This window comes from Pseudomonas sp. 910_21 (assembly GCF_052850735.1).
Window position 1 is genome coordinate 86427 of record NZ_VXCY01000005.1, and the last position, 21749, is coordinate 108175.

General features: G+C 63.7%; 19 protein-coding genes and 1 pseudogene. 13 read left to right on the forward strand and 7 right to left on the reverse strand.

Annotated elements, in window-relative coordinates:
• Position 1 precedes the first annotated feature (1 nt).
• Positions 2 to 511 (forward strand): hypothetical protein, encoded by a 510-nt coding sequence (locus FW796_RS17135; protein WP_446439630.1) that lies wholly within the window; start codon positions 2 to 4, stop codon positions 509 to 511.
• Between the two features lie 62 nt (positions 512 to 573).
• Here the strand turns inward: FW796_RS17135 and FW796_RS17140 are convergent.
• Positions 574 to 729, reverse strand: a pseudogene (locus FW796_RS17140) (IS630 family transposase); the annotation flags it as partial.
• An 86-nt stretch (positions 730 to 815) separates the two neighbouring features.
• On the opposite strand from FW796_RS17140, the gene FW796_RS17145 reads away from it, so the two are divergent.
• From FW796_RS17145 to FW796_RS17165, 5 genes are all read left to right on the forward strand, one after another.
• Complete coding sequence (locus FW796_RS17145) at positions 816 to 1499, forward strand: RHS repeat domain-containing protein (protein ID WP_446439631.1); 684 nt, start codon at positions 816 to 818, stop codon at positions 1497 to 1499.
• A gap of 145 nt (positions 1500 to 1644) precedes the next feature.
• Positions 1645 to 2163, forward strand: a complete 519-nt coding sequence (locus tag FW796_RS17150) for a sigma-70 family RNA polymerase sigma factor (protein WP_446439632.1) — start codon at positions 1645 to 1647, stop codon at positions 2161 to 2163.
• Positions 2156 to 3154 carry a FecR family protein gene (locus FW796_RS17155; protein WP_346635365.1) on the forward strand — a complete coding sequence of 333 codons (999 nt, stop codon included), beginning with the start codon at positions 2156 to 2158 and terminating at the stop codon, positions 3152 to 3154. The genes FW796_RS17150 and FW796_RS17155 overlap by 8 nt, the downstream gene beginning before the upstream one ends.
• 118 nt (positions 3155 to 3272) lie before the next feature.
• Positions 3273 to 6068 carry a secretin and TonB N-terminal domain-containing protein gene (locus tag FW796_RS17160; RefSeq protein WP_346635364.1) on the forward strand — a complete coding sequence of 932 codons (2796 nt, stop codon included), beginning with the start codon at positions 3273 to 3275 and terminating at the stop codon, positions 6066 to 6068.
• A gap of 1 nt (position 6069) precedes the next feature.
• Complete coding sequence (locus FW796_RS17165) at positions 6070 to 7170, forward strand: cytochrome-c peroxidase (protein ID WP_446439633.1); 1101 nt, start codon at positions 6070 to 6072, stop codon at positions 7168 to 7170.
• Between the two features lie 46 nt (positions 7171 to 7216).
• On the opposite strand, the gene FW796_RS17170 is transcribed toward FW796_RS17165, so the two are convergent.
• A complete protein-coding gene (locus tag FW796_RS17170) occupies positions 7217 to 8371 on the reverse strand; it encodes an alpha-hydroxy acid oxidase (protein WP_346635362.1) in 1155 nt (384 codons plus the stop codon).
• A 92-nt stretch (positions 8372 to 8463) separates the two neighbouring features.
• Positions 8464 to 9381, reverse strand: a complete 918-nt coding sequence (locus FW796_RS17175; RefSeq protein ID WP_446439634.1) for a LysR substrate-binding domain-containing protein — start codon at positions 9379 to 9381, stop codon at positions 8464 to 8466.
• Between the two features lie 228 nt (positions 9382 to 9609).
• Here FW796_RS17175 and FW796_RS17180 point away from each other — a divergent pair, with 228 nt between their 5' ends.
• Both FW796_RS17180 and FW796_RS17185 read left to right on the forward strand, forming a co-directional pair.
• The gene (locus FW796_RS17180) at positions 9610 to 9990 is read left to right on the forward strand and encodes a hypothetical protein (RefSeq protein ID WP_446439635.1); all 381 of its coding nucleotides are present in this window, start codon (positions 9610 to 9612) and stop codon (positions 9988 to 9990) included.
• 83 nt (positions 9991 to 10073) lie between these two features.
• Complete coding sequence (locus FW796_RS17185; RefSeq protein ID WP_346635359.1) at positions 10074 to 10523, forward strand: PTS sugar transporter subunit IIA; 450 nt, start codon at positions 10074 to 10076, stop codon at positions 10521 to 10523.
• A 36-nt stretch (positions 10524 to 10559) separates the two neighbouring features.
• Here FW796_RS17185 and FW796_RS17190 read toward each other — a convergent pair whose 3' ends face one another.
• Entirely contained in the window at positions 10560 to 11864 is a 1305-nt protein-coding gene (locus FW796_RS17190; RefSeq protein ID WP_446439636.1) for an NtaA/DmoA family FMN-dependent monooxygenase, read from the reverse strand.
• A 75-nt stretch (positions 11865 to 11939) separates the two neighbouring features.
• Positions 11940 to 14033, reverse strand: coding sequence for a TonB-dependent receptor (locus FW796_RS17195; RefSeq protein WP_430962742.1), 2094 nt, complete (start codon positions 14031 to 14033; stop codon positions 11940 to 11942).
• Between the two features lie 272 nt (positions 14034 to 14305).
• On the opposite strand from FW796_RS17195, the gene FW796_RS17200 reads away from it, so the two are divergent.
• Positions 14306 to 15091: an IclR family transcriptional regulator gene (locus FW796_RS17200; protein ID WP_185073431.1), complete on the forward strand. Its 786-nt coding sequence runs from the start codon at positions 14306 to 14308 to the stop codon at positions 15089 to 15091.
• On the opposite strand, the gene FW796_RS17205 is transcribed toward FW796_RS17200, so the two are convergent.
• Positions 15080 to 15913 carry an ABC transporter ATP-binding protein gene (locus FW796_RS17205; protein WP_346635356.1) on the reverse strand — a complete coding sequence of 278 codons (834 nt, stop codon included), beginning with the start codon at positions 15911 to 15913 and terminating at the stop codon, positions 15080 to 15082. The two genes, FW796_RS17200 and FW796_RS17205, sit on opposite strands and share 12 nt — an antisense overlap.
• Before the next feature lie 175 nt (positions 15914 to 16088).
• On the opposite strand from FW796_RS17205, the gene fepB reads away from it, so the two are divergent.
• Genes fepB through FW796_RS17220 form a run of 3 tightly spaced genes read left to right on the forward strand, consistent with a single transcriptional unit; the run spans position 16089 to position 19072 of the window.
• Positions 16089 to 16991 (forward strand): Fe2+-enterobactin ABC transporter substrate-binding protein, encoded by a 903-nt coding sequence (fepB, locus tag FW796_RS17210; protein WP_446439637.1) that lies wholly within the window; start codon positions 16089 to 16091, stop codon positions 16989 to 16991.
• A 3-nt stretch (positions 16992 to 16994) separates the two neighbouring features.
• Positions 16995 to 18044 carry a FecCD family ABC transporter permease gene (locus FW796_RS17215; RefSeq protein ID WP_446439638.1) on the forward strand — a complete coding sequence of 350 codons (1050 nt, stop codon included), beginning with the start codon at positions 16995 to 16997 and terminating at the stop codon, positions 18042 to 18044.
• Positions 18041 to 19072 (forward strand): FecCD family ABC transporter permease, encoded by a 1032-nt coding sequence (locus tag FW796_RS17220; protein ID WP_346635353.1) that lies wholly within the window; start codon positions 18041 to 18043, stop codon positions 19070 to 19072. The genes FW796_RS17215 and FW796_RS17220 overlap by 4 nt, the downstream gene beginning before the upstream one ends.
• 30 nt (positions 19073 to 19102) lie before the next feature.
• On the opposite strand, the gene FW796_RS17225 is transcribed toward FW796_RS17220, so the two are convergent.
• Complete coding sequence (locus FW796_RS17225) at positions 19103 to 20722, reverse strand: serine hydrolase domain-containing protein (protein ID WP_346635352.1); 1620 nt, start codon at positions 20720 to 20722, stop codon at positions 19103 to 19105.
• Positions 20723 to 20961: 239 nt separating this feature from the next.
• On the opposite strand from FW796_RS17225, the gene FW796_RS17230 reads away from it, so the two are divergent.
• Entirely contained in the window at positions 20962 to 21744 is a 783-nt protein-coding gene (locus FW796_RS17230) for an ATP-grasp domain-containing protein (RefSeq protein WP_446439639.1), read from the forward strand.
• The last annotated feature ends 5 nt before the right edge of the window (positions 21745 to 21749 follow it).

Sequence of the window (21749 nt, forward strand, 5' to 3'; positions counted from 1 at the left end):
AATGTCGAATTTCAATATAGAGCTGAAGTTTTTTGATAAGCTAAAAACAACTTCCCCATTCCGTAGATATAACGTTGAAGATGATGATGTGAGGTCCATTTTAATGGACGCCTGTAAAAAGCTGGAACTATCTGGATATTTTAGTATTTCTGGTTTCGGCCAAGAAAAATGGCCTGTTGACATAGGAACAGATTTATCAGTTTTTCTCGAGCAAATGCCCGATGCTGTTCGGGCAATAAATTCGAGTCTTGCATTTGAAATTGATCTGTATGAGCAGGGGGTTGAGCGACTTATATCTTTCAGTCCTTCGAAGGAAAATTACGTAGCAGTCTGCACAAGCCAAACAAGTTGGCAGCCGAACCCAATGATCGAGAACATCTCTATAGTTCATCTAAAGCATTTGTTGATCAGCGTGATAAGTGAGTTTTCTCGAGCTCTAGAAAATGTATCACCTGAGCTAATGAAAAACTCGTGGATCAAGGATTGGTTGCAGAGCACAAAGCTAAATTAAATCAGCAGATATTAATGATGTAGATATTTTAGTGCGATTAATAGGACTAATAGCCTGAGCGGTTAATCAATTAACTTATTTTTGATCGCACTCAGCTTTGCTTTATGTACCGAACTGATGATGCTCTCAGCCGTGTTGTTCCATTTAAAGGGCTTGGCTGAGTGCTCGTTATGAGCTTCGATAAATTCACGGATAGCCCCTTTCAAATCGGCCACGCTTTAGATATAGGCGTTTATGGTTCGTAAAGTAGCCATGGTTAATAGCCAATCCCTGAAGGGGTTGTTTCAGAAGCACACTAGGTGAAATGTGGCAAGCCGCGATCCGCCTGCCCCACGAGCAACTAAGCCAACTGCAGGAAAAAACCGACAGCCTGCTCGGCCTCCCACAACATCCCGCCACCACCCTGCACCGCCGCTATCACTACAGCGACGGCAGTGAAGTACAACGGATCGTCGACAAACAGCGCGGTATCACCGACTTCCACTACGACGCCAGCGGCCAACTGCGCAGCCGCCAGCCGAACCACCCGCAACTGCACACCGAAGACTTTTCCTACGACCCGGCCGGCAACCTTTGCGGCAGCGGCAATTGGCAATTCGATCGCATCCAGAACAACCGTCTGGTCGCCTTCAAAGACCTGCGTTTTACCTACGACGACTGGGGCAACCTTAGCGAAAAGAGCAGCACCAACGGCGCAACGCAACGCTTTACCTACGACTGCGAAAACCGCTTGATCCATGCCCAGACCTGGCACGGCGCAACCCTGCACAGCGAAGCGCGTTACCACTACGACGCCCTCGGGCGACGCATTGCTAAATGCCGTCACGCAAAGCGGCCAGACCCAAGACACGACCTTCCTCTGGCAAGGCCTGCGCCTGCTGCAAGAACAACAACGACGCCCTGGGCAACCTCTCCAGTCGCTACGGCTACGACAATCAGCGGCGCAAAATGTGGCAAGCCGCGGTCCGCCTGCCCCATGAGCAACTGAGCCAACTGCAGAAAATGCCCTCAAGCAAGGCCATCCCAGCGCAAGACTTGCCCGGGAGATACTTATCAGGGCTTACCCAAATGTATTTGATAATCATTTGTGATTAAGAATAGAATTCCGCCCCCCTGGCCTGATCCCGCCTTGAATGATCGCCGCCGTGTCTTATCTCAGCGATAAACTCGAGCTCTACCTTTCCCATCGCACCGCGCTGGTCGACTATTCGGCGCCCATTGTCGGTTGCCGGGCGCAAGCCGAAGAAGTGGTCCAGGAGGCCTGGCTGCGCTTCTGCGGCCAGGCTGATAGTGCCGCCCAGCCGAGCAACCCGGTGGGCTACCTGTACCGTATCGTGCGCAACCTGTCCTTTGACCTGCTGCGGCGCTCGACCCTGGAAAACCGTCATCCCGATGGCGCCGATCTGCTGAACGAACTGCCTTCGAGTACGCCGTCACCGGAACATCAGGCGTTGCACTGCGACCAGTTGCGCCTGCTGCAGGATGCCCTGACATTGCTGCCGGAGCGCACACGGCGGGCCTTTCACATGCATCGTCTGCAACACATGACCTTCCAGGAAATTGCCGTTGAGCTGAAGATCTCCACCAGCTTGGCGCACCAGCTGGTGCGTGACGCACTGACCCACTGTGCGGAGCACCTGGCCGATGACTGATACCCCCTTGCCTCAACCTGTATCCGGTTCACTGAAGGACGACCCGGTGTGGCAGGCGGCGATGGATTGGCTACTGCAATGCCACGCCGCGCCGGATGACGCCTTACTGCAACAGGCCCATGCGCGCTGGCTGGCCGCTGATGAGCGCCATGCCCGGGCCTGGTGCAAGGCCGAGAAAATCTGGTTGCTCACTGGCGGCCTGGAGCCGCTGGAGCCACCCGCGCCCCAGCCTTTGCCAACCCCGATCCAGGCCCGGCGCAACTGGCCGGGTCGGGCACTGAAGGCGTTTGCATTGGCGGCCTGTGTGCTGTTGTTGCTCGGACCTAGGCCTCCGACCGCCTATACCAGCCCAACCGGCGAGCATCGACAGCTGCTCTTGAGTGACGGCAGCCGTATCGAACTGGGCAGCGACAGCGCTATTGGAGTGGACTTCGAACCCGGTACGCGGGCGGTCACCCTACTCCGGGGACAGGCGTTCTTCGAGGTCAGCCACGATGCCGCGCGCCCGTTCACGGTACAGGCCGCGGACATCAAGGTCAGGGTCGTAGGGACCGCGTTCGACGTGGATCTCAGCCGCAACGCCGTGGTGGTGGCGGTGCAGAGCGGCGCAGTCCAGGTTCGCGATGGACGCGGCGAACTCGCGGTGCCGGCCCTGGGCCCGGGCGATAGCCTTCGCCTCGGCCTGGACCAGGGCCCGCCGCAACGCGGTCGGCTGTTGCCTGGCCAGGTTGCCTCCTGGCGCCAGTGGCAATTGCTGGTCAATGACCGGCCGCTCTCCGAGGTGATTGATGCGCTGCAGGACTATTACCCCGGTGTACTGCTATTGGCGGACCCTGCGCTGGGCGAGCGGCGTATCACCGCTTCGCTGAACCTGCGCTCGCCAGTCAGCGCGCTGCAGCTGGCGATCGCCCCACTGGGCGGGCGCCTCAGTCAATGGGGGCCGTACCTCACCCTGATCCGCGAAGAGCCGCAAGTACCGGTAAAACAATAAATTTCACAATTTTCTGGAAGTTCTCGATCGCCGTTCGTTTATTGCCCCGCTGAGTTAATCATAATTATTCTCATTAGCATGTGCGTATTATTCGCACTATCGGGGAGTCCACCAGAGCATGTCCATTTTCCCCCCACAGGGTCTTCAGGGTTGCCGGCGCAGTGCGCGGCTATTGTGGCTGTCAGTAGGGCTGGCGGTGTCCTTGCCGGCCTTGGCCAGTGACCTGCGCACACGGCATAGCATCGACATCGCGCGCCAGCCGTTAAGCACGGCGCTGATGGCGCTGGCACAGCAGACCGGTCTGCAGATCAGCGTCGAAAGCCAACTGCTGCTCAACCTGAACGCTCCGGCGGTACAGGGCGAGCTGAGCGCCGAGCAGGCGCTGGCAAAACTGCTCAAGGGCAGCCAGTTGGAGTGGATTTACGTCGGTGACGATGCGCTGATGGTGCAACGGGCGACTCGCCCGCGTACCGATCCGGTCCGCCTGGGCAATACCAAGGTCCCTGGCGAGTGGGTGCTGCCTCAGGGGGAGACTCGTATCGACCGCGCGACGATCGAAGCCATGCCGGCGGGCAATGGCGACATCACCAGCTTGCTGCGCAGCCATCCCAACGTGCAGTTCGACGATGCCCAGCTCAGCAGCAAGACCCCTGGGGAAATCGGCCCGGCCAACATCAGCATCAACGGGGCGCAGTTCTACCAGAATGCCTTCCTGATCGATGGCATCAACATGAACAATGACATCGATCCGGCCGAAGACCGGGTACAACTTCTGGACGCGGTACCGGGGCGCAGCCAGGGCCTGGCACTGGACACCGACCTGCTGGAGAACATCACGGTCCTGGACAGCAACGTGCCAGCGGCCTATGGCGGCTTCAACGGCGGCGTCATCGATGCGCAAACCCGTGCGCCAACCCAGGCACTGCACGGCAAGTTCTCGGTGCAGACCACCCGTTCCGCCTGGACTAAATATCACATCGACGAAAGCGAAGAGCTGCGCATGCAGAACTCCGGCTCTCCCGACGAGCAGCCCAAGTTCGACAAGGTCACCGTTCGCGGCACGCTGCAGGGCCACCTGACCGACAATTTCGGCCTGCTCGGCAGCTTCAGCCAGAAGCGCTCGACCATCCCGCTGGGTTTCTACTCCTACAACAATGTCGAGGAAATGGGCTTTCACGAGGAGAAGCAGAAGCGGCGCATCGACAACTACTTCCTCAAGTCGGTATGGAAAGCCAGCGATCAGCTCACTGTCGAGACCAGCGTGACCCATGCCCCAGAGGAGAGTCATTACTTGCGTGCCAACGTGGCCAACTCGGGTTATGACAACAAGGCCGGCGGCACCCAGTTGAACCTGCGCACAATATGGGATGGCGACCTGGCGCGCATCGAACAGAACCTGGCGTGGAGCGGCCAGGAACAGAGCCGCCAGTCGGATTCGGCCGACTACTGGACCTGGCGCAAGTCGACCACCAAGGACTGGGGCATCGGCAACAAGCCCACCGCCAATACCCTTGAAGGCGGTTGGGGGGATATCGAGCAGCAGCAACGTACCTGGCAGTACAAGCTCAATGCCGACTGGCGCAGCGTCGACTGGCTGGGCATGACTCACCGTCCGCAAACCGGCCTGGAATTCTCCCGCCAGTACGTGCGCTACGAGCGCCTGACCGACAGCAGCACCTATGTTGCCCCCGCGGCGACCACAACCTGCACCAACAGCGCCGGGGTTACCGACAGCGTCGCCTGCAACATGGGCCGGACCCTGAACGGCTGGGCGGGCCAGTACATGAAGAGCCGTACCCGCTACGCCACCGGCGAATTCGACTTCACCACCACCTCCTGGGGCAGCTGGTTGCAGGACGAGATCACCATCGGCCAACTGACCTTGCGCCCGGGCGTGCGCGTGGACAGCGACGACTACATGGACAAGACCACCTGGGCGCCGCGCTTCTCCCTCGAATATGACCTGTTCGGTGACCGCACCACCTTGCTCAATGCCGGCGTCAACCGTTACTACGGGCGCAGTGTCAGCAGCTGGCAGCTGCAAGACGGACGCAACCGCCTGCGCTTCAACGAAACCCGCGACAGCCTGGACAAACCCTGGGTGGTCAAGTCCAACGCCGCCAACCAGGTGCGTTTCAATCAGCTGGACATTCCCTACGACGATGAGCTGATGCTGGGCGTGGTGCAGCAATGGGCCGGGGTCGAATATGCCCTCAAGTATGTCAATCGCAAGGGCCGCGACCAGGTGGTGCAGGTGTCCGGAAAGACCTTGGGCGAGCCCTCCACGGACCCGACGCTGGCGAGCAACTACACCACCTACACCAACGACGGCAAGAGCGAGACCGACACCTACACCCTGACGGTGACGCCGTTGCAGCGCTGGACACTGCTGGGCACCCAGACCGGCGGGCAGCTGGCGCTCAACTGGACCGACAGCAAGGCCTCCGCGCCGACCTACGTCGCTGCCGAAAACCTGTACTACCAGAACAACGTCATCCAGTACCAGGGCAGCTTCATCAATTATGACGACCGCCCGGCCAGCAACTTCAACCGGCCCTGGACGGCCCGCCTGACCACCATTACCCAGATCCCCCAAGCCAATCTGCAGTGGAGCAACTTCTGGCGCTACCGCGCCGGCTACAAGCGCATTGGCGACACGGGACGCAATGTGGACTACATGGGGACCTCGGTGGATGTCTGGGAAGAACAGAAATTCCAGGCAGCGCTGACCTGGGACACGCGCCTGGGCTGGCGCATTCCCACCGCCAAGGACCAGACAGTGTTCGTCAATGTCGACGTGTTCAACGTGCTCGACAAGAAGTCGGTCAATGCCAACCAGACGGTCAACAGCAACTCGGTCTCGACCTATGAGGTGGGCCGCCAGTACTGGCTCGAAGTCGGGTACGCGTTCTGAAATGCGCCGGTCCCTGAAGAGTCTTGTGGTCATGCTCGGCATGTTGTTGGTGGTCGGGCTGGAACAGGTGCGTGCCTGCGCACTAAGCGAACCGGCTTGCCTGCGCGAAATGTACAGCCGGCCCTCCGCGCAGTGGCCGGCGCCGCAGGTGGATGCCGGGGTGGCCTGGCAAGAGCTGGGCCCCTTGCCCGAGCGGGCGCCGTCCCCGGAGTACAACCCTTACACACAGCAGAAGGCCGACCTTGGCCGCCAGCTGTTCTTCGACCCGCGCCTGTCGCGTTCGGGGCAGATCGCCTGCGCCTCCTGCCATGAGCCGGACCTGAGGTTCGCCGATGGGCGCCGGGTTTCATTCGGGCATGACCGTGCAGCGGGCCGGCGCAATGCGCCGAGCCTGGTGGCCAGCGGCCTGGCCGGGCATCTGTTCTGGGACGGGCGCGCCGACAGTCTGGAGATGCAGGCCCTGATGCCGGTCGTCGACCCGAAGGAGATGGCCTTCAGCGTCGCGGAGCTGGTGGCCCGGCTGCGTGACAGCACGGACTATCCGGCGCAGTTCGCCAAGGTATTTCCCGGACAGGCGCTGGGGGCCGAGCAAGTGGCGGCGGCATTGGCGACTTATCAGCGCAGCCTGCTGCAGGTTGCACAACGCACCCCCTTCGAGCGCTTTCTGCGAGGGCAGACGAAGGCCCTCAACGACCAGCAATTGCAGGGGCTGCACCTGTTTCGCACCAAGGCGCGCTGCATGAACTGCCACTTCGGTCCAGGGATGCAGGACGACCGTTTCCACAATGCAGGCCTGACCTTCTATGGGCGTCGTCGCGAAGACCTCGGGCGTTATGAGGTCACCGGGCTGGTGCAAGATATCGGGCGCTTTCGCACACCTTCACTGCGACTGGTGAGCCATACCGGCCCCTGGTTTCACAATGGGCTGGCCAGCAGCCTCGATCAGGTGCTGTTGTTCTACAACGCCGGCATGCCCATACCCGTCCCCAAGGGTGGACAGTTGCAAGACCCGCTGTTTCCCGTGACCTCAGCGCAATTCAAGGTATTGGAGCTGGACCGGAGCGAACTGAAGGCGCTGAAGGCTTTTCTGGAGGCCCTTTGAGAGGTTGGCAGCAGGCGGCTGCATCCCAGGCTGCGAGCCGCACTGCCTAGGGCAGAGGGTAGCTACCCGGCAACAGGATGTCGTGATCCAGATGCTGCACATCGGTGTGCCCACACAGGGCCAGGGTCAGGTCCATTTCTCTGGCGATGATCTCCAGGGCCTTGGCCACTCCAGCCTCACCCATCGCCCCCAGGCCATACAGATGTGCACGCCCGAGCATGACCCCCTGGGCGCCCAGCGCCAGGGACTTGATCACGTCCTGACCGCTGCGGATACCGCTGTCGAGCCAGACTTCGATCCGCTCGCCGACGGCCTCGACGATCGCCGGCAGCATGCTGATGCTGGAAGGCGCACCGTCCAGCTGCCGGCCGCCATGGTTGCTGACGATCAGGGCATCGGCGCCGCTGTCCGCCGCCAGGCGCGCATCCTCGACATCCAGAATGCCCTTGAGGATCAACCTGCCGCCCCAGCGCTTCTTGATCCATTGAATGTCGTCCCAGCTCAGGCGCGGGTCGAACTGCTGGTAAGTCCACTCAGCCAGCTGGCGCCTGTCATCCACGCCTTTGACATGCCCCATGATGTTGCCGAAATGGTGCCGACGGGTACTCAGCATCCCCTTGATCCAGCGCGGCTTGCCGAGGATATTCAAGAGACTGGAGGAGGTCAGTCGCGGTGGAATGCTCAGGCCGTTTTTCAGGTCTTTGTGGCGCTGGCCGCTCAACTGCAGATCAAGGGTCAGGACCAGGGCATCACAACCGGCGGCCTTGGCCCGGTCAATCAGGCTGGCGACGAAACCGCGGTCGCGCATGACGTAGAGCTGGAACCAGAACGGCGCGGCAATGGCCTGGGCGATGTCCTCCAGGGAGCAAATGCTCACCGTCGACAAGGTGTAGCGAATGCCGGCGGCGGTGGCGGCGCGGGCGGCAAGAATCTCGCCGTCGGCGTGGATCATTCCTGCCAGGCCAGTGGGCGCGATGGCCAGCGGCATGGCCATGTCGATGCCCATTCGCCGAGCGCTGAGCGAGCGCTGCTCGACGTTGCGCGCCACCCGCTGGCGCAGCTTGATCGCGCTGAAGTCGGCCTGGTTGGCCTGGTAGGTGCTCTCGGTCCAGGAGCCGCCATCGACATAGTCATAGAACATTCGCGGCACCCGCCGCTGGGCCATTACACGCAAGTCTTCGATACAGGTGATGATGGGCATTGGCCCGCTCCCGATTGAGGTTCAGCGCGAGATTAACGGCCTGCCCGAGGCGTGACCGGGAAAAGATTTCGCGCTTATCGGGCGTAACTTTCCTACAGCGAATGCTTCAAGCGTGCCTGCGCCTCAAGCACGGTTTCATGACAGACCCGGGTCAACCAGGTGCTGAAGGCTTCCGCCGCCGGCGATGCCTGCCGAACCCGCAGTTGATAGTGAAATGAGGGCTCGCTGCGCACCTCGCCAATCGCCACCAGCTGCCCATCGGCCAGCCACGCCTGTGCCAGTGAGGGCCGCGCCAGAACCACGCCCTGAGCCTTGGCCGCCGCCTCAAGCATCATTCCCAGGTCCAGCAGCGCCGGGCCCTGCCCCGGTTCGACGAGTTCCAGGCCGGCTTGCATGAACCAGGGCCGCCAGGGCTCCAGAGGTGAACGCAACAAGGGCAAGCGGGCGAAATCCCGCACCGGATCCAGGCCCGGGAAATGCGCCAGCAAGGCCGGTGCGGCCATGGGCAGCAGTTGTTCGTCGAGCAGCCGCTGACAAGGCGCGACCTCGGCGCTGTCGCCACTGATCAGCACGTCGCAGGCTCCACCATCGATACTGCCCATGGGCGCACTGAGCTGGATCTGCAGGTCGACGTCCGGGTAGGCCAGGCTGTGCTCCTGCAGGCGCGGGATGAGGACCTGACGGGCGAAGGTCGGCGGGCAACTGACCGTCAGGTGCTGCTGGCGCTGCACCGGACGCTGATGCCCGGGGATTGCCAGCAACTGCGCGAGGATCGGGCTGACCTGCTCCAGGTAGACCTGCCCCTGTACGGTCAGCACCACACTGCCGCCCAGGCGCTCGAACAACGATACGCCCAGCAGTTGCTCCAGGCCTGCAACACGCTTGCGCAAGGCGCTCCCGGTGAGTGCCAGGGCATCGGCCGCGCGCTCGAAACTCTGCAACTGCGCGGCCGCCTGGAAGGCCAGCAGAGCATCCAGGGAAGGCAGGCGATAGTCCGTGAAGTTGTTCATGTCTGGGCTCCCGGGCGCACTGCGACGATGGTCCGGGCACAGTGCCCGGTACAGGGTTGCGCCAGTCTCTGGATCTTACCCAGCCTGCTGGCACCGGGGCGACGTCTGTGCAACGCCGTGAGAAAAAAACTCCCGTTGAGCGCGCCTTTTATTCCTCATGAGCTGCAGCCGTGCTGGCTAGGATGGCCCTCGCGATCTTTAAAACAACAACAAGAAGGAAGACCAGCCATGCTTAAAACTGCTCTTGCCAGCCTGACCCTGGCGCTGCTTTGCAGCGCCGTCCAGGCCGATACGCTGACCGTGGTTTCCGTCGGCGGGCTGAACAAGCAAGCCCAGCAGCAGGCGTTCTACACCCCCTTCGAGCAGCAACACTCGATTAGCGTTCGGGCCGGCGAGTACAACGGCGAAATCGGCATGATCAAGGCCATGGTCGAGACCGGGAGTGTCGGCTGGGACGTGGTCGAAGTGGACCATGCCGAAATACAGCGCGGCTGCGACGAGGGGTTGTTCGAACGGCTGCCGGCCATGCCTGAGGTGGCCCAGAACGACTTTATCGAGGGCACCCTGAGCGAATGTGGGGTGGGGGCCGGCGATCTAAAGAGTTCGTAAAGACTGCCCGGCCGCCACTGACCCGGCCAGGCAAATGCGCTTCAATTCTCCTTGAGCCAAGCCTGAAACGCCCGGAGAAGCCCATGAGCAAGCTTGCCCGCTATCTGCAGGTCGAGGACATCCTCCTCGACGTCCATGTGTCGAACAAACAGTGCCTGTTCGAACAGGTTGGCCAGCATCTGCAAGAGACCCGACAGCTGCCCGGCGCTGGGGTCACGGCCAGTCTGTGGCGCCGGGAACTGGCCGCCAGCACCGCCATCGGCGACGGTGTGGCCGTGCCCCATGCGCGGCTCGCCGAGCTCGATAGCATCCATGCGTTGTACCTGCGGCCGCAGACCGCCATGGCCTTTGCCGCCCCCGACCAGCAGCCGGTGAGCGATATCCTCGTGCTGCTGGTGCCCGCCCCCGCCGATCAGCAACACCTGGAACTGCTGGCGGACACTGCCCGGCTGTTTTCCAATCCACGCTTTCGTCAGGCGCTGCTGCGCTGCCACGATGCGTCGCAGGTCAAGCAATTGGTTGACCACTGGTAGTCCGGGAGACGTCCAGCGCGGACGCTCCCCTCTCCATCAGCGCTGTTCAAGGTGCTCCATGAAGGTGCTGCCGCTGTAGGCCTCGCGAAACAGCCCGGCCGCCACCAGTCGCGGTACCACCTGTTCAAGGAAGATATGCATCGAACGGATCGAGCCTCCGGGCGCGGCGATGAAGCCGTCCATGGCACCGGCCTCGGCCCAGTCGACGATCTGTTCGAAGGCATCTTCGGCGGTGCCGATCACTTGCCAGTGGGCGGCGGAAATCACTTCCGGGCGCAGCAGCAATTCATCCAGGCGCAAGGTCTCGCGCTCGATCAGACGCCGCAACAGGTTGGTATGGGTGCGGCTGCCGGGGTTGTGCACCGGGGCCGGCAAGTCTGCCGCGCTCACTGGGCGGTCCAGGGGCCAGTCACTGAGGTCCAGGCCGAGCATCTGCTTGATCGAGGCGAATTTGCGTCCGTTGTCCGGACGGCCGTGGGTCTGCATGAACAGCTCCCGGGCCTCTTCCCGGGTCGCGGCCAGATACAGGCTCAGGCCGGGCAGCAGGCGAATGTCTTCGGGCTTGCGACCGTGACGCCGGGCCCGCTGGGAGAGATCGCGGCGCAGCTCCAGGGCGGCGTCCTTGTCCGGGGTCGGGGCAAACACCAGATCGGCCACCGACGCGGCAAAGTCGCGGCCGGTGTCCGAGGCGCCGGCCTGGATCAACGGAATCCGCGCCTTGAACGCCGGCAGGTTGAGCGGACCGCGCACCCGAAAATGCTCACCGTCATGGTCCACCGGATGCACCTTGGCACGGTCGGCGTAACGGCCATGCTCACGGTCCAGCAGCAGCGCGTCGTTGGGGTAGCTGGCCCAGAGGTCATGCACCAGGCGGGTGAACTCCGCCGCCCGGGCATAACGCTGGTCCGCGCTGGGCATGGCCTCCAGGCCGAAGTTCTCGTGGCCCTGCAAGGCGGTGACGATGTTCCAGCCGGCGCGACCGTTGCTCACCCAGTGCAGCGACTGCAACTGGCGCGCCACCACATAGGGCGGGAAAAAGGTGGTGGAGACGGTGGATACCAGGCCGATGTGCGAAGTCTCCCGGGCGATGCACGCCAGCAGCACCGTGGGGTCGAGGCTGGCGAAACCCGAGCCGCTTTCCAGGCCGTCCATGTTCAGGCAACTGACGTCGGGGCGGAACACAAAATCCAGGTGTGCGGCCTCAGAGCGCTTGGCGATGTCCACGGCGAAGTCGGCGCTGTAGATACCCTCGATATTGCTGTCGGGCTGGCGCCAGGCATCGCCGCTGAGCCAGGTGGGGGCCAGGGACATGCCGATATGCAGGCGTTTGCGGTTACTCATCTGTTGCCAATCTCCTGTGTACGAATGAACGCCGACCGCGCCTCGGGCAGCAGCCGGCGATGGGTCCTCGGGGCCTCAGAACGCCCCTTTGACGCCGATGCCCAGGGTCCGTGGCTGGGTCATGCTGGCTTCGATGCCGCCAATGCCGCGGTTCTGCTGCATGTACGTGGGCGAGCGGTCGTCGAAGACGTTCTTGACGTAGCCGTAGAGCTGCACCTGGTCGTTGAAGCGATAACTCATGCGTGCATCGGTGAGGGTGTAGGGCTTGATCGAATAGCTCGAGGTGTTGGCGACATCCGAGTAGTAACCGTCCAGGTAGCGCACCTGGGCGTTGAGGTTGAGGCGCTCGGTGATGTCCCAGCTGGGGCCGAAGCTCAGGGTGTAGCCCGGCGAACGGGCGAACTCGTTGTGGGCGTAGCCGGCGTTGCTGGAGATTTTGTCGATGCGGGTGCGCAGGGTCCCGGCACTGGCCTTGAGCCGCAGGTTGTCCAGCAGGCGGTAGTCGAAATCCAGTTCCAGGCCATAGGCGTGGGCCTTCTCGGCGTTAATGGTGTAGGACTGCGCCACCCCGGGGGAGATCACCACCGGGATGTTGTACTGGGCGTCCTTGAAGTCCATGTAGAACAGGTTGGTGTTGATCAGCAGGCGGTCATCGAGAAGGCTGGCGCGGCTGAACAGTTCATAGTTCCAGATCGACTCTTCCTTGAAGTAGGCCCATTGCCGGGTGCTCAGGTTCAGCGACACGCCGCCCGGGTTGTAGCCACGGCTGATCAGGCCGCCCAGGGTCCAGTGCGGGGTGGCGGCGTAGGCCAGTGACACCTTGGGCAGAACGGTGGAGAAGGTCTTGTCATAGTTCAGCGCGCCGGGGGCCAGCACCGAGTTGCCGGTACGTTCGATGTGGTCCTGCTGGTAGCGCAGGCCGGTGCTCAGGGTCCAGAGATCGGTGAGGCGGTAATTGACCTCGCCGAAGATCCCCAGGTTGGTCTTGGTGTCGTCGAAGGCCGAGCGGCCCCTCAGGTTCAGGGTTTCGTCGGTGCGGGTGCGGGCGTAGTAGACCCCGCCCATGCCGCTGAGCAGGTCCTCTTTCTCACCGAAAGTCAGGCGCGATTCGTTGGAGGCGTTCTTCTGGTGGATGTCGGCATCGCCCTCGCCCGCCGCGCCGGTGACCCGGTGCACCGATGACAACGAGTATTGGGCCTGGTTGAACAGCTTGAGGCCGTTGCCCAGCTCATAGGAGACATCCAGGATGCTGGTGTTGGTGTCCTGCTGCCAGGAGGGCATGGTGGTGGAGCTGTGTTCCAGCTTGTGGAACGGCGCCGAGGCGGCTTCCTGGGTCGGGCGGTTGCTGTCGTTGTGGGAAAAGGTGAACTTGCTCTCCAGCCCCGGAATGTCCGTAGGCAGCCACAGCAGCTTGGCCCGGGCGTTGAGGTTGCGAAAATCCTGGTCGGTCTTGCCGCCCTGGAATTTCGGGTTGTCGTAGTCGATGAAGGTATCGCGGGCCGAATAGTCCACCGCCAGGCGCCCGGCGAAGTCCTGGGCCAAAGGGCCGGACACGGCAACGGAACTGCGCCGCGAGTGGTAGCTGCCGATTTCAGCCTGGTAGGCCGCCTCGGGGGTGAAGGTCGGATCCTTGGTGTTGACGATGATCGCCCCGGCAATCGCATTGGCCCCTTGGGAGGTGGTCTGCGGGCCGCGAAAAACTTCGATGCTGTCCACATCCCAGACCGAGGTCGCGCCGAAGAACATCTCGTTGTAGTTCAGATAGTGCCCGTCGAGGTTGATGGTGGCCCGGGGCACCGTGCCGCCCCAGAACACGTTCTGCCCGTTGTTCGGCCCCTGGGTGTCCTGGCCACGGATGATCGGCGCCCCCACCGAATCGGTGTAGATCACGTTGGGGCTGCCGTTGATGACTTCCGAGACCGACCCATCGCCGGTCCGGGTCTGCTGGATATCGCGGTCGGTGATGATCGACACGGATGACGCCGTGTCCTTCAATTCACGGTCGAGTTTTTCACCGGTCACCACCAGTGCGTCCAATGCCAGGCCGCCCTTCGCCACGACGTGCTCCCGGGCCCGACTGTCTTCAGCCAGGGCCGGCGGGGTCGCCAGCAGGGTGGACAGGGTAAGAACGCCAATACCGTGGCTGAATGTGCGATACGTAAGGGCCATCAAAACTTCCTTCCAAATGAGAATGATCCTCTTTCAGGATTAGGCTATCACGTAGCCATCAAATTCCTCAATACGGAATACATTCTGCAAATTGGAATGACCTTCAGGTTCGGCCCGGGTACATTCGCCCGTCCCTGGCCGACGGCGAAACCGCTATCATGGCCGCCGCTAGTGCCAGCGCCACGCAGGCCGTAGCCTGCGCACCCCACGCGGCCAGACATTGCTGAGGAGACCAGCCGTTGAACACTTCGCACAACCCGTTGGACGACACCCTGGATGCCCCACCGGAAAAACGCTCCGGGGTCATCCAGTCGGTTTCCATTGCCGCGCGCTTTCTCAACACCCTGGCCAATGCCGAGGGCGAGCTGGCCCTGGGGGAAGTGGCCCGGCGTACCGGCACCGGGGGTTCCACCGCCCACCGCTACCTGCAAAGCCTGGTCAAGGAAGGCCTGGCCAAGCAGGACCCGGTCAGCGGCCTCTATGACCTGGGGCCGGCGGCCCTGAGCATCGGCATCGGCGCACTGAAACGCATCGATGCCGTGGACATTGCCGCCCAGCACATGAAGGCCCTGGCCCAGCGGCATGCCGCCAGCGGTGGCGTGGCGATCTGGACCGACCGCGGGCCGACCCTGGTGCGCTGGTATCGCAGCGCCTATTTCTCCATCAACCCCCTGGCCCTGGGGGACATCCTGCCGATCGACAACACCGCCTGCGGGCTGGTGTTCCAGGCCTTTCTGCCCAAGGCCGTCATCGACGCCGCACGCAAGCAGCAGCCGGCACACTTTCGCGGCACCCCGCCCAGCAGCGCGGTACTCGATCAAGTCCGTCAGAAGCATTGGGCCGAGCTCACCAGCCACCTGCTGTCCAACGTCACTGGCCAGGCATCGCCGGTGTTCGACGCCCAGCAGGAAATCGTCTGTGTGATGACCACCGTCACCGACCTGGGGCAACTGCAGGCGCCGGAAGATCGCGAGGCGCTGTTCCACGAAGCCGCTCTGGTCAACCAGGCCACCGGCGGCCAGCGAGTTCCTCAGGAACCGCTCCCTTCACGTCGCTGAGTCGTCACCCAGTGAATCAGGCGCGCCGGATGACGGCGCCTCGACCCGGCCCCTGGGCACCATCAAGGGGGTGCCGCTGACCGGGTCGGTGATGATCATCGAGGCAAGCCCGAACACCTGCTCCACCAACGCCTCGGTGAAGATCGTCGCCGGCGCCCCCTGGGCAACTACGGCCCCGTCCCGCAGCGCAATCAGGTGGCTGGCATAACGGCAGGCCTGGTTCAGGTCATGCAGCACCGCGACGATGGTGCGCCCCTGGCGGTTGAGTTCGGCCAGCAGTTCCAGCAGCTCGATCTGATGGACGATGTCCAGGTAGGTGGTGGGCTCGTCCAGCAGCAGGATCGGGGTTTCCTGGGCCAGCACCATGGCAATCCACACCCGCTGGCGCTGGCCGCCGGACAGTTCGTCCAGCAGTCGCTCGGCCAGCTCGCTGACCCGGGTCGCGGCCATCGCCCGGCGCACGGCCTGCTCATCCTCCAGCGACCATTGGCGCAGGAGCGACTGATGCGGGTAGCGCCCCCGCGCCACCAGATCGGCGACGGTGATGCCGTCCGGCGCCGTGGCGCTTTGCGGCAGCAGGCCCAGGCGCCTGGCCACCTCCCGGGCCGGCAGTTGGCGAATGTCCTTGCCATCGAGCAGCACCTGGCCCCTGGCCGGGGCCAGCAGCCGCGACAGCGCCGCCAGCAGGGTGGATTTGCCACAGGCATTGGGCCCGACGATGACGGTGAACGAGCCATCGGGAATGGCCAGGGAAAGGTCCTGGGAAATGATTCGCGCGTCGTGGCGCAAGGTCACGGCATCCGCGTGCAAACGATGAGTCATGGGCAGGTTTTCCTTGGAGCAGCAGGCGCTTGCAGTATTGCAATTGCGGAATGGATTCTACAATATGGAACACATTGCATGAGAAGCATTATCATATAAGCCCTGCAGTCCAGGCCCTTCAGGCGAAATAGAAGGCGCCCCAGCCGCACTCCACCCACCGCCCAACGGATCGACGATGAACCCACGCCTTACTGTCCGGCTGCTCAGCGCAGCGGTCCTGGCCCTGTCCGCTCACCTTGCCTGGGCCGCCCCGACCGCCCCGTCCCGTATCGTCTCCACCAGCCCCAGCGTCAGCGGAATCCTGCTGGCCATGGACGCGCCGCTGGTGGCCAGCGCCGCCACCACGGCCAGTCGCCTCACCGATCAGCAAGGGTTCTTTTCCCAATGGGCCAAGGTGGCCGAACAACGGGGCGTGCAGGTGCTGTACCGCAACCTGCAATTCGATATCGAAGCGGTGATCGCCAGTGACCCCGACCTGGTGGTGGTGTCCGCCACCGGCGCCGACAGCGTCATCGCCCAGCGTGCCGAACTCCAGGCCCAGGGCATCGAGACCCTGGTGGTGGACTACTCGAACCACAGCTGGCAGGACATCGCTACCGAGTTGGGCCAACGCACCGGCCTGGAACCACAGGCCCGGGCCGCCATCCAGCGCTTCGACCAATACGCCGCCGACACCGCAGCCCACATCACCCCGCCTCCCGGTCCGGTCAGCGTGGTGGGCTACAACATCGCCGGCAGCTATTCCATCGGCCGCCTCAACAGCCCCCAGGCCCGGCTCCTCACCGGCCTGGGCTTCAAGGTGGTAGAGCTGCCCGAGGCGCTGGCAGGGAAAGTCACCCGTGCCTCGGACTTCCAGTTCATTTCCCGGGAGAACCTGCCCGCAGCCATCAGCGGCGACAGCGTGTTCCTGCTCAGCGCCGACGAGAACGACGTGCAGGCGTTTCTCGCCGATCCGGTGCTCGCCAACCTGCCGGCGGTGGTCCACAAGCGGGTCTACGCCCTGGGTCCGAGCTCGTTTCGCATCGACTACTACTCGGGGCGGCAGATGATCGACGCCGTCGCCGGGCACTTTCGTTAAACCATGAGCCTGTCTGCCCAAGGCCGCGGCATACCGCTGCGACTTGCCCGAGGCAACACGCCCCGTACCTGGGGCCTGCTGGCCGGGCTCGCGCTGCTGGTTCTGCTGGCCCTGCTGAGCCTGGCCGTCGGCTCGCGGGCCATTCCCCTGAGCGTGACCTGGGAGGCGCTGCACGCCGCCGACCTGCACAACGACCAGCACCTGATCCTGCGGGAACTGCGCCTGCCGCGCACCTTGATTGCCCTGCTGGCCGGAGCGGCCCTGGGCATGGCCGGCGCGGTGATGCAGGCCGTCACCCGCAACCCCCTGGCCGAACCGGGCCTGCTGGGGATCAATGCCGGTGCGGCCCTGGCGGTGATCATCGGCGTGGCGCTGCTGCACCTGACCAGCATGGCCGAGTACCTGTGGCTGGCGTTCTTCGGGGCCGGGCTGGCCGGCGTCGTGGTGTTTCTCCTGGGCCAGGCCCATGAGACCGGCACCAACCCGGTACGCCTGGTGCTGGCCGGGGCCGGGTTGTCGGTGATGCTCACTTCGCTGACCGGCATCATCGTGCTCAACAGTCCGCCCGAGGTCTTCGACCACTTCCGCCACTGGGCCTCGGGCTCGCTGTCCGGCAGCGGCTTCGCCCTGCTGCATGTTCCGGCCATGGCCATCGCCCTCGGCCTGTGCATCGCCCTGGGCGTCGCCGCCAACCTCAATGCCCTGGCGCTGGGCAAGGACCTGGGGCAGGCCCTGGGGGTGAACCTGCGCCTGACCTGGCTGCTGTCCTGCCTGGCGGTGATGTTGCTGGCCGGCGCAGCCACCGCTGTGGCCGGGCCCATAGGTTTCGTCGGTCTGGTGGCGCCGCACCTGGCGCGAATGCTGGTGGGCCCGGACTATCGCTGGATCCTGCCCTACTCGGCAGTGCTCGCGGCGAGCCTGCTGCTGGGGGCCGACGTACTGGGCCGAGTGCTGGCGGCACCGGAGGAAATCGCCGCCGGGATCATCACCCTGCTGCTGGGCGGCCCGTGCTTCATTGTCCTGGTCAGGCGCTTTCGCCTGAGCAGCCTGTGATGGGCCCTCATGCCCTGCGCCTGGGCCCCTTGTCCCTGCGCTGGCGGCCACGCACGGTGTTGGTCTGCGGCGTCCTGATCCTCGCCACGCTGCTGCTCTGGGCCCTGTTGCTGGGCACCGGCAGCCTGGCCCTACCCCCGGATCAGGTGCTGGCCAGTCTCCTGGGTTACGCTCAGGACTCCACTGCCCAGCGGGTGATTCATCGGGTGCGCCTGCCCCGGGCGCTCACCGCCACCCTGGTGGGCGCAGCCCTGGGCATGGCCGGGGCGATCTTCCAGTCGATCTCGCGCAACGCCCTGGGTTCGCCGGACGTGATCGGCTTCACCACCGGTGCTGCCAGCGGCGCCATCGTGCAGATCATGCTGTGGGATTGCGGCCCCCTGGCAACGTCCCTGGCAGCAGTGGGCGCTGGCCTCTGTACTGCGCTGTTAGTGCTGCTCCTGGCGCGCAAAGGCCACAGCAGCGGCGGCTACCGCCTGGTGCTGGTGGGCATTGGCGTGGGCGCCAGTCTGTCCGGCTTGAACAGCATCCTGCTGGTCAGCGGCAACCTCGACCAGGCGATGTTCGCCCAGCTGTGGCTGGCCGGTTCACTGAACACCCGCACCTGGTCCCACGTACTGCCCGCGGCCCTGGGCCTTGCGGCCATTGTGCCCATAGCCCTGTACCACGCCCGGCGCATCAACCTGCTGGAAATGGGCGACGCCACCGCCACCCAACTGGGAATCGCGGTTGAGCGCACCCGGCTGATCATGGTCCTGGCGGCCGTCGGCCTGACCGCCATCGCCACCGCGGCGGCCGGGCCCATCGCCTTTATCGCCCTGGCCGGCCCGCAACTGGCCCGGCGCCTGACCCGTTGCGCCGAAGTGCCGCTGGTGTCGGGGGCGCTGATGGGCGCGGTCCTGTTGCTGACCGCGGACCTGCTCAGCCAGCGCCTGGCCTGGTACGCGAACCTGCCGATCGGCCTGATGACCGGGCTGCTGGGGGGCTTTTACCTGCTGTGGTTGCTGGTGCACAGCCGGCGGATCTGAGGGGTTCGTGGCTCACGGCGGCACTGGCCACTATTGCCCCGTCACCTTCCTGAACCGCAGGTTGCGCGCCACGCTGCTGGTCAACACCTCACCCTCCTCGGCAAAGCTGATCACCCCCAGTTCACCGGCGCGAAAGCGCTCCGTCGTCAGCGGCTGCAAAGGGTAGCTGTGCTGGCCGATACGTACGTAGAGCTTGCCTTGCCGGGGGTAGACCTTGAGCTGTCCGGGGCTGGTTTGCAGCGCGTAGAGGCCGACATAACGACGGATGTCCTCGGGTTTCCAGGCCGGCGCCAGGACATAGGTCGAGGCCGGGTTGTTGCCAACGATCCGTGCCCCCGGTGCCGCCGCCAGATAGATCGGGATGCCATCGTTGTCCGCCGCCATCAGTTGATCGCTCTGGCGAAGCAACGGCAGGACCTCGTGAAAGGTGTCCAGGACAAACCCATCGCCGGTGCGTTGCAGCTGGAACTGATGACCGAGATCATCCAGGTAGGTGCCGGCCACCAAGGTATTCAAGAACGCCTTGGGCAGCGCCTTGATGCTCGGCGGCGGCGCGGGAATGTCCGTGTACCGGGGTAACCAGGACGGGCCCAGCATGACATCCAGCAAGCGGTGCCCGCGCTCCGACGCTTCCCCTTCCGTGCTGTTGCACAGGACCACAGTGGCCACATCCAGCTTCGGGTACCAGGCCACATCGGTGCTGAAACCGGCCCAACTGCCGCTGTGGGACACCTCTTGCAAGCCCCGATAACTGCGGTTGGCCAGGCCCATGCCGTAATAGCCCGGGTCACCGTCGTTGAAGGGCTCGGTCTGGCGCATCTTCTCCACCAGCGCCGTGCCCCCGACCCGCCCCGTGGACAGGTTGCGCAACCACAGCATCAGGTCCGCCACAGTGCTGTGCACCTGACCGTCGCCGGTCTGTTCCCAGCGGGCGTCCACGGCTTCGGGGCCCTTGGACGACTCGCCCTGTTCATAGCCCTGGGCCAGGTTCGGCAACTGCACCGGGTACTGATCGACAATGCTCGAGCGACTCATGCCCAGGGGCTGGAACAGATGGGCTCGACTGTAGTCCTTGAGGGGCATGCCGGCGGCTCGCTCGGCGATGCTCGACAACAGCACATAACCACTGTTGCTGTAGCTGAACTCGCTGCCGGGGGGAAACATCAGAGCGTTCTGCTTGAACAGCAGATCCAGGGCCTGTTGCTGGGTAAAGCGCTGGTTCAGGGCAATCCCCGCCAACTCCGCCAGCAGCATGTAGTCCTGCAGGCCCGAGGTGTGGTGCAGCAGATGACGGATCTGAATGCCCTCGGCATAGGCCGGCAGTTCCGGCACAAAGCGCCGGATCGAGTCATCCAGATCCAGGCGGCCTTGGGCTTCGAGCTCAAGGATGGCAAAACCGGTGAACTGCTTGGACACCGAGGCCAGGTTGAACAGGGTGTCGGCCTGGATCGCCCGGCCGGTGGCCAGGTCGGCAGCGCCGTACCCTGCGCTCCAGATCATTTTGGCGCCGCGCATCACCCCGGCGGCGCAACCGGGCTGGTCCGGCTTGATGTCGTCGAACACCTTGTGAAACGCCGCGGGCGCGGTGGCATGGGCCAGGGGCATCGCGCCCAAGGTGCAGATCAGCAAGGTGGCAAGCATGCAACGCATGGGTTTTTCCTCTGGTCACGTCGATCCTTCAGGCTCCTCGGGAGCCGCCCCAGTATCCCCATGGCAAGCGTTGGAATCTGTCTGCAGTCAGTGATTTTCTGTGAATAAACGTGCACAGATGTGAGACGCGGCGGGCCCAGGAAGAAAGCCTGCACAAATGCCGTTATCATCGACCGCTCGTACGCCATCCTCACCCGCGTCCCTTGACCCGGCCCCCCTTTCACTCGATGGAACCTGCCATGCACCTGCTGTATCCCAGCGACCCGTTCGACCCCAAACGCCCGGACGAGCATTACCTGGACGAATATGAGGCGGTGCTGGCCGCTGGCCTGAACGCCTCGCTGTTCTCTTTCGAGGATTTCGAAAGCGGCCGCTTCAAGGCTTCCCCGGCCGTGCCAGGCGACGAGCCGGTGCTCTACCGCGGCTGGATGCTGACGCCCGAAGGCTACGGCGCACTGCTCGAGCACTTGCACGCCAAGGACGCCAAGGAATTCACCTCCCTGGCCCACTACCGACACTGCCATCACCTGCCAGAGTGGTATCCGCTGCTGGCCCGGTACACCAGCGAGACCCGGGTACTGGCGCCCGACGCCGACTTTATCCAGGCACTGGCAGACCTGAACTGGCCGGGCTATTTCATCAAGGACTACGTCAAGTCACTGAACACCGGCAGCGGCAGCCTGGTGGCTTCGCCGGCAGACATAGCCCCATTGGTAGAGCGCATGCGTCAGTATCGCGGGCAGATCGAGGGAGGCATCTGTGTCCGGCGCCGGGAGGACTACCTGGAGGACAGCGAACGGCGCTACTTCGTGCTCAACGGCAAGGCCCATGCGGCACAAGGCGAGGTGCCGGCACTGGTGAACGAGTGCGCCGCGCTGATCGACAGCCGGTTTTTTTCGCTGGATGTGGTTTTGCGGGCCGACGGCGTGCTGCGTCTGGTGGAACTGGGGGACGGTCAGGTATCGGACCGCAAGGAGTGGTCGGCGCAGCGCTTCGCCGCCATGCTCGGCGCTGCCGACTGAGCACT